We start from the raw sequence: 7,363 nt of genomic DNA, 5'->3' as shown, positions 1-7,363 counted from the left end.
AATAAGCAGTGAAGCTTCAGCGATCGAAGCGTTGCTTCACGCGGGTAGCTTTCCCCACACGGTCGCGTAGGTAGAAGAGCTTTGCACGCCTTACTTTACCGCGACGCTCCACCTTGATCGCGGCCACCTGGGGGCTGTGCAGCAGAAACACCCGCTCCACTCCCACGCCCTGGAAGATCCGGCGCACGGTGATGGTTTCATTCATGCCGCCGTGGCGCTTGGCGATCACCACACCCTCGTAGGGCTGGATGCGCTCCTTGTTGCCCTCGCTGATGCGCACGCCCACGCGCACGGTGTCGCCCACGTAGATCTCGGGCAGATCGCTCTTGAGCTGCTCGGCCTCGAAGGCCCGGATCAGCTCCTGGGCGCTGAGCTTGCCGGTGCGAGCCGAGGACCCAGCGGGCTTCTCCGCCACAGCCGTTGGGGCCGAGGTCTCGGCAGTGCCGGTCTCATCCACGCTCGTTTCTTCCATGTTGAGGTCGTCTGTCGGTTCCGCCATCAGTTCGGCGCTGTCTGTCTTGTCCGTGACCAGCCCAGAAATGGGATTGCCCGACCAAACAACCACTGTAACGGCTCATGTTCCCCCCTCCCCAGCGCCCTGCTTGGGCTCCTGCCGCCGCCGCTGCCGACTCCAGCCCTGCAGCGCCAGGCCCGTGCCGGTGATCAGCATCCACAGCAGCCCCAGGCCATTGAGGGCCACATAGATGGTTTCACCCACGGGCCCGAGCCACTCGCCCTCGTGCAGCACCATTAGCCCATGCACCTGGTCGCGGCTGAGGCCGCCCCAGTCGCGCAGCAGGCGGTAGCCCATGCCGCTGCAGACCGTGATCAACAGCGGCAGCACCACCAGCGGCCCGATCAGGGCATGCCAGCGGCGCAGCCGGGCCAGCAGCTGCATGGTCGACAGCCTCGATCAGGAAAGTTGATAGCTTGAAGCCTGGATTGCCCGGGCCCTGTTCCATGAATCTTTTTGCTGATCTGCTGGCGGGCACCCCGGGCCGGGCGGCCGCCAGCGCGGCTCCGAAGGCCCAGTCGGCCACCACCAGCGCCGGTCCGCGCATCCAGAAGGGTCGGCGCGGGGTGGAGATCAAATCGGCCCGTGAGATCGAGGTGATGCGCAAGGCCAGCCGCATCGTGGCCACGGTGCTGCGCGAAATCATGGAAATGGCGGCCCCGGGCCTGAGCACCGCCGATCTCGATCGCCACGCTGAAGAGCGCATCCGCGCCATGGGCGCCACCCCCAGCTTCAAGGGCTATCACGGCTTTCCGGCCAGCATCTGCTCGAGCATCAACAACCAGGTGGTGCACGGCATCCCCAGCGCCAAGCAGGTGATCAAGGCCGGTGATCTGGTCAAGATCGACACCGGCGCCTACTTCGAGGGCTACCACGGCGACAGTTGCGTCAGCATCTGCGTGGGCGAGTGCTCCGAAGACGCCACCCGCCTCAGCCGCGTGGCCCAGGAATCACTGATGCAGGGACTGAGCAAGATCAAGGCCGGCAACACCCTGCTCGACATCGCCGGCGCCGTGCAGGACCACGTGGAAGCCCACGGCTACAGCGTGGTGGAGGACTACACCGGCCATGGCGTCGGTCGCAACCTGCACGAGGAGCCGTCGGTGTTCAACTTCCGCACCGACGACCTGCCCAACCTCAAGCTCCGCGCCGGCATGACCCTGGCGGTGGAGCCGATCCTCAATGCCGGCAGCAAGGAGTGCCGCACCCTGCGCGACCGCTGGACGGTGGTGACGGTGGATGGAGCGCTCTCCGCCCAGTGGGAGCACACGATCGTGGTCACCTCCGACGGCTGCGAGATCCTCACCGACCGTGACTTCTGAGCTCAGCTGGCGGCCCGGCTGAACAGGCGTCCATAGAGGTGCCTCAGGCCCATCTGCACTGGCACCAGCACCAGCGTGATCGGATTAGGCGTGACGATGATCAAGCCGAAGCCCCTGCGGGCCTGGGCGATCACCTGGCCGGCCACGAAGCCCGCGCCCATCACGCCGTAGGGGTTGAGGGCGGAGCGAAACGGCCCCAGCACCAGCCGCCGGATCCGGCAGGGATTCTCGCCCTGGCGGTCGAGGGCCCGCAGGCTGAGCAGCTGGCCCAGCAGCCGTTTGCTGATCTCATAGAGCGGGCTGAGGGCCGGCAGCAGCTCCGCCTCCGAGGTGTTCACCCACACCTCCCGGCAGGGGCTGCCGGCGGGCCGCTCCGGCAGGCGCAGGAACAGCTCCAGCAGGCGCCAGGCGCTGAGGGCGTTCACCTCCAGGCTGCGCTCGATCGCCGCCGCGCTGCGATCGCCGTAGACGTTCACCCCGTGGTTGATCACGAGAATGTCCACCTCCCCCAGGCAGGCCTCCAGCGCCTGCTCCTGGCCGCAGCACCAGCTCAGGCCGCGCAGGGGGATCGTCTGGCCCTCCCCGTCGCTCAGGGCCACCGGCTCAGAGGCGGTGCTCAGGGCGATCAGCTGGGCCCCCTGGCCATGCAGGGCGCGCAGCAGGGCTGTGCCCAGGGCCCCACTGGCCCCAGTCACCGCGATGGTTCTTCCCCGCAGGGGCAACAGGGCTGGCCGCGGGGCTGGCCGCGAAGCGGACGCCGTTGCTGGGGTTGGTGTGTGTTGACCTGACACGGCGCTGTCCGGGATCGGGCATTCTTTCGGTTGGAATCATCCGCGACTGGCCCAGGTCATGGCCCCATGGCCAGGTTCCAGCCACCCCCGGCCAGCCCCAGCTGCGCTGCCTCCCCATCACCGACTGCCTGCCTTGGGCCTGTTGTCCTTTTTTGGTGCCACCCCCAGCCATGACCCCGCTCAGGTGGCCCTCTATGCCCCCTACTGCGACGGGGTGCTGCGGGAAGCCTGGTTGATTCAGGCCCTCGACCTGCTGGCCATCGGCGAGTTCGAGGGGGTGCGGCGCCTGCGGCCGGAAGGGGAGCATCCGTTCCGCCTGACCTGGCAGGCGGGGCTTGCTCCCCAGGAGATCAGCCACTGTGAACTCCGCTTTCCGGCCGCCGCCGAGCTGCTCTATCCGTTCGATCTGCCCACCCATGAGTTGGTGCGCTGGTTGATGGATCTGCTGGAGCATCAGGCGCCCCACGACTTCAACGATCCCCGGCGCGATCTGCCCGAGACCTTCTGGCGCTGGCTGCTGCTGGGGGAGTCTCCCCAGGCTTCCAACCGGAGCATCGCCTCCCCCGGCGGATAGATTGACGGCCCAGTGCCCAGCCCAGAGGCCATGCCATGAGCAGCACCTTGCTGATCGGATCCTGTGATCCCTTCAGCGGCAAGTCAGCCCTGGTGCTCGGCCTCACCCGGACCCTGGCTAAGCAGGGTCTTCCCGTGCGTTACGGCAAGCCCCTGGCCATCAGCGTGCGGCCAGCCCGCGAGGGGGAGAGCCCCTCCCAGGGCCGCCTCGACGATGACGTGCGCTTCGTTGGCAACATCCTCGGCCTGCCGGAGGAGCACCTGCTGCCCTCCCTGCATCTGCTGGAGGCCTCCACGGCCCAGGAGCGGCTGCTGAGCGGCAACCTGGAGCCCGGTGAGGGCTTCACCCGCCTGCGGGAGCAGCTGGCGGCCTACCCCGATGGCCTCACCCTGCTGGAGGGCACTGGCACCCTCAGCGAGGGCCTGCTCTATGGCCTCAGCCTGCCCCAGCTGGCCCGTGGGCTGGAGGCTCCGGTGGTGCTGGTCCACCTCTGGGAGGACAGCCGCAGCGTCGATCAGCTGCTGGCGGCCCGCAACCTGCTGCAGGACCAGCTGGCCGGGGTGGTGCTCAACGCCGTTGATCCCGACGATGTGGACCGCCTGCTGGCGGACGTGGTGCCGGCCCTGGAGCAGTTGGGACTGCCGGTGTTCGGTGTCCTGCCCCGCAGCCCGCTGCTGCGCAGCGTCACCGTTGAAGAACTGGTGGACCGCCTTGAAGCCCGGGTGCTCTGCTGCGCCGAGCGGTTGGATCTGCTGGTGGAAACCCTCTCGATCGGCGCGATGAACGTGAACTCCGCCATGGAGTTCTTCCGCCGTCGCCGCAACATGGCCGTGGTCACCGGTGCTGACCGCACCGACATCCAGCTGGCGGCCCTGGAGGCCTCCACCCAGTGCCTGATCCTCACGGGCGCCGGCGAGCCCCTGCCCCAGCTGATCAGCCGCGCCGAGGAGCTGGAGGTGCCGATCCTGAAGGTGGAGCAGGACACCCTGACCACGGTGGAGGTGATCGAGCGTGCCTTCGGCCACGTGCGCCTGCACGAGACGGTCAAGGCCAGTTACGCCATCCGCCTGGTGGAGGAGCACTGCCGCTTCGATCGCCTCTTCGAGCGCCTTGGACTGGTGGTCAAGGCTTGAAGCCAGTGCCCCGCAAGGGCGCTGCTAGTTTCCCCCCATCGGATGCATACACGAGGTGACCCGGTTCCTTGATCTGCCGGCCCTCGACCGGATTGACACGCTCGCCCAGGAGCTGGCTCTGCTGCAGGATCGCGGCAAGCGTCGCATCGCCATCCTCGGCAGCCGCCACGTGCCGGCCGTGTCGATCCACCTGGTGGAACTGGTGGCCCGCTCCCTGGCCCAGGAGGGTCACAATCTGATCACCTCCGGCTCCCAGGGGGTCAACGCGGCGGTGATCCGCGGTGTGCTCAGTGTTGATCCGGCCCGGCTCACGGTGCTGCTGCCCCAGAGCCTGGAGCGGCAGTCGAGTGACTCGCGCGAGCTGATGGAGCGGGTGCTGCACCTGGTGGAGAAGCCCGAGCACGATGAGCTGCCCCTGCCGATGGCCAGCAGCCTCTGCAACCAGGAGATCATCGGCCGCTGCGACCAACTGATCTGCTACGCCTTCCATGACAGCGAGACCCTGCTTTCCAGCTGCCGCACCGCCGAGGACATGAACAAGGTGGTCAGCCTGATGTTCTTCGACTGAGGGCGGCGAGCACCTGCAGGCGGGTGCCTTCCCGTCCCAGCACGGTCACCTCCTCCCCGGCCTTGGGCCCCGGCCCGTTGCCGGGCTCCAGCAGTTCGGCCGCCCAGCTCTGGCCCTGCCAGCGCACCCGCCCCCGGCCGCGCTCGTCGAAGGCCTGGATCACCTCGGCCCGCTCGCCGCCGGGTTCACTGAGGGCATCGGGTGTGGGCCGTCCCCGCAGCGACCAGCGCCGCAGGCCGCCGTAGCCCCCCAGGAAGAGCAGGCAGAACAGGATCAGCTGCAGGGCCGCCGCCAGGGGCAGCAGGGCGGTGACGGCCGAGAGCAGCAGCGCCGCCACCCCGCCGATCAGGAAGCCATCGACACTGGGGAAGAGCAGCTCCAGCAGCAGCAACACCCCGCCACCGGCCAGCCAGATCAGGGGATGCATCAAGGCCGTGCGGTTCCTTCCAGTCTGCGGCGGTGGCCTCCCTAGGGTGATCCTGGCTCTGGCTGGGCCGCTGTTCCCTTGCGTGCCTTGCGGCGCCTGCTGCCATGGAAGGTCTGCTCTCCATCCCCGCCCTGGTGCTGCTGGCCGTGCTCGGCGCCAGCGGCGTGAAGGTCACCAGCGGTGGCCGTTCCCTGCTGGTGGAGCGCCTGGGCCGCTACGACCGCGAGCTGAAGCCGGGTCTCTCCTTCGTGTTGCCGGGCCTGGAGCGGGTGGTCAGCAATCAGTCGATGAAGGAGCGGGTGCTCGACATCCCACCCCAGCAGTGCATCACCCGCGACAACGTCTCGATCACCGTTGATGCGGTGGTGTACTGGCAGCTGCTGGAGCACGCCAAGGCCCATTACTCCGTGGATGATCTGCAGGCGGCGATGGTGAATCTGGTGCTCACCCAGATCCGCGCTGAGATGGGCAAGCTCGACCTCGATCAGACCTTCACCACCCGTCAGGACGTCAACGAGACGCTCCTGAGGGAGCTCGACCAGGCCACCGATCCCTGGGGCGTGAAGGTGACCCGCGTCGAGTTGCGCGACATCATGCCCTCCCAAGGCGTCCAGCAGGCGATGGAGCAGCAGATGACGGCCGAGCGGGAGAAGCGGGCGGCCGTACTGCGCTCGGAAGGCCTGCGGGAGTCGGAGGTGAATGCGGCCAAAGGCCGCGCCGAGGCCCTGGTGCTTGATGCCAAGGCCCAGCAGGAGGCGCTGTTGCTCGATGCCGAAGCTCAGGCCAAGCAGCAGGAGATGCTGGCCGTGGCTCGGGGCCGGGCGGCAGCTGAACTGGCCCGCCTGATCGATGCCAGCCCGTCGGGTTCCGAGGCCCTGCGCCTGCTGCTGGCCCAAGACTGGATGGCCATGGGCGAGGAGCTGGGCAAGGCCCCCGGCGGCAGCGTGTTGATGGTGGATCCCCAGAGCCCAGCGGCCCTGCTGGCGGCCCTGCGCGGGCTGCAGAAGGGCTGAGCGCTCTGCCGCCGTTGCCGGAATCTCAGCTCGCCAGCACGGCCTTGAGGCCCTCCATGTAAAGCACGGCCGTGCAGGACAGGCTCACCGCCCAGCAGAGGGAGCGCAGCAGCGGCTGGTTGGCCACGTAGGCGCCGATGTAAATCAGCCTCAGCAGCGGTTGCAGCAGGGCCGCCGCCGTCAGCAGCGGGCCGGCGGCCCCGGCCTGCAGGCAGAGCAGGCAGGCCGGGGCGTGCAGGGTGAAGGCTTCGAAACTGTTCTGGTGCGCCCAGCTGGCCCGCTGCCCCCAGGCCGGCAGCCGCTCGAACATCGCCCGCGGCGCCGCCAGATCCTCGGGCGTGAAGTTGGCGTTGGCGCGTCCGGCCCCCAGGGGCACCAGGCTGAGAATCACCACCGCCCCCGAGAGCAGCAGGGACCAGGCCAGGGCGGGCGCGGCGGCGATCAGCAGGGTGGGCATCGGCTGGGCAGAGCGGGGCGGTGCCCCTTTTCTAGGATTGGACCTGATCCGAGCGCAGCCGCTGCCCATGGCCGACACCTACTCCTTCGACGTGGTCTCCGATTTCGACCGGCAGGAGCTGGTAAATGCCATCGATCAGGTGCGGCGCGAGGTGGGCCAGCGCTACGACCTCAAGGACTCCAAGACCGAGATCGAGCTGGATGACGCGAGCCTCACCATCACCACCGCCAGCGACATGACCCTCGACGCGGTGACCGACGTGCTGCGCCAGAAGGCCACCAAACGCCAGCTCTCGCTCAAGATCTTCGACTTCCAGACCCCCGAGCCCGTGGGCGGCAACCGCCTCCAGCAGGTGATCAAGCTGCGCAAGGGTCTCAGCCAGGAGCTGGCCAAGTCGCTCAGCAAGACCGTGCGCGATCAGATCAAGAAGGTCACCGTGGCGATCCAGGGCGAGAGCCTGCGCATCACCGGCAAGAACAAGGACGACCTGCAGCAGGTGATCCAGCTGCTGCGCGCCGAAGATCCCGAGGTGCCACTGCAGTTCGAGAACTACCGCTGAGGCCT

At 68.1% G+C, this 7,363-nt stretch carries 11 protein-coding genes; 6 read left to right on the top strand and 5 right to left on the bottom strand.

Annotation, left to right across the window (positions count from 1 at the left end; translation table 11 throughout):
- Positions 1-16: 16 nt before the first annotated feature.
- Together rplS and KBY67_RS10380 are read right to left on the bottom strand one after the other, a co-directional pair.
- Complete coding sequence (rplS, locus tag KBY67_RS10385) at positions 17-472, bottom strand: 50S ribosomal protein L19 (RefSeq protein ID WP_399214292.1); 456 nt, start codon at positions 470-472, stop codon at positions 17-19.
- A 102-nt stretch (positions 473-574) separates the two neighbouring features.
- Entirely contained in the window at positions 575-898 is a 324-nt protein-coding gene (locus tag KBY67_RS10380; protein WP_255110952.1) for a peptidase, read from the bottom strand.
- A 62-nt stretch (positions 899-960) separates the two neighbouring features.
- Between KBY67_RS10380 and map the strand changes: the two genes are divergently transcribed.
- A complete protein-coding gene (map, locus tag KBY67_RS10375) occupies positions 961-1,836 on the top strand; it encodes a type I methionyl aminopeptidase (protein ID WP_255110951.1) in 876 nt (291 codons plus the stop codon).
- A 2-nt stretch (positions 1,837-1,838) separates the two neighbouring features.
- Here the strand turns inward: map and KBY67_RS10370 are convergent, their stop codons facing one another.
- The gene (locus tag KBY67_RS10370; RefSeq protein WP_399214289.1) at positions 1,839-2,627 is read right to left on the bottom strand and encodes an SDR family NAD(P)-dependent oxidoreductase; all 789 of its coding nucleotides are present in this window, start codon (positions 2,625-2,627) and stop codon (positions 1,839-1,841) included.
- Positions 2,628-2,760: 133 nt separating this feature from the next.
- On the opposite strand from KBY67_RS10370, the gene ebsA reads away from it, so the two are divergent.
- From ebsA to KBY67_RS10355, 3 genes are read left to right on the top strand one after another with little or no spacing between them, the layout of a single operon-like run.
- Positions 2,761-3,201, top strand: a complete 441-nt coding sequence (gene ebsA / locus KBY67_RS10365) for a type IV pilus biogenesis protein EbsA (RefSeq protein WP_255110950.1) — start codon at positions 2,761-2,763, stop codon at positions 3,199-3,201.
- A 35-nt stretch (positions 3,202-3,236) separates the two neighbouring features.
- Complete coding sequence (locus KBY67_RS10360) at positions 3,237-4,334, top strand: phosphotransacetylase family protein (protein ID WP_255110949.1); 1,098 nt, start codon at positions 3,237-3,239, stop codon at positions 4,332-4,334.
- A 55-nt stretch (positions 4,335-4,389) separates the two neighbouring features.
- On the top strand, positions 4,390-4,902 hold the full coding sequence (locus KBY67_RS10355; protein WP_255110948.1) for a DNA-protecting protein DprA: 513 nt from the start codon (positions 4,390-4,392) through the stop codon (positions 4,900-4,902).
- On the opposite strand, the gene KBY67_RS10350 is transcribed toward KBY67_RS10355, so the two are convergent.
- A complete protein-coding gene (locus KBY67_RS10350; RefSeq protein WP_255110947.1) occupies positions 4,880-5,329 on the bottom strand; it encodes an NfeD family protein in 450 nt (149 codons plus the stop codon). The genes KBY67_RS10355 and KBY67_RS10350 overlap by 23 nt on opposite strands.
- Positions 5,330-5,433: 104 nt before the next feature.
- On the opposite strand from KBY67_RS10350, the gene KBY67_RS10345 reads away from it, so the two are divergent.
- Positions 5,434-6,342 carry an SPFH domain-containing protein gene (locus KBY67_RS10345; protein WP_255110946.1) on the top strand — a complete coding sequence of 303 codons (909 nt, stop codon included), beginning with the start codon at positions 5,434-5,436 and terminating at the stop codon, positions 6,340-6,342.
- Positions 6,343-6,367: 25 nt separating this feature from the next.
- Here the strand turns inward: KBY67_RS10345 and KBY67_RS10340 are convergent, their stop codons facing one another.
- Positions 6,368-6,799 carry an MAPEG family protein gene (locus KBY67_RS10340; protein WP_255110945.1) on the bottom strand — a complete coding sequence of 144 codons (432 nt, stop codon included), beginning with the start codon at positions 6,797-6,799 and terminating at the stop codon, positions 6,368-6,370.
- 67 nt (positions 6,800-6,866) lie between these two features.
- On the opposite strand from KBY67_RS10340, the gene KBY67_RS10335 reads away from it, so the two are divergent.
- Entirely contained in the window at positions 6,867-7,358 is a 492-nt protein-coding gene (locus KBY67_RS10335; protein WP_255110944.1) for a YajQ family cyclic di-GMP-binding protein, read from the top strand.
- The last annotated feature ends 5 nt before the right edge of the window (positions 7,359-7,363 follow it).

This window comes from Synechococcus sp. RedBA-s, from assembly GCF_024345495.1.
Classification (GTDB): domain Bacteria; phylum Cyanobacteriota; class Cyanobacteriia; order PCC-6307; family Cyanobiaceae; genus Regnicoccus_A.
Note: the sequence above shows the minus strand (reverse complement) of the source record. Positions and strands in the feature narration are given on the sequence as shown.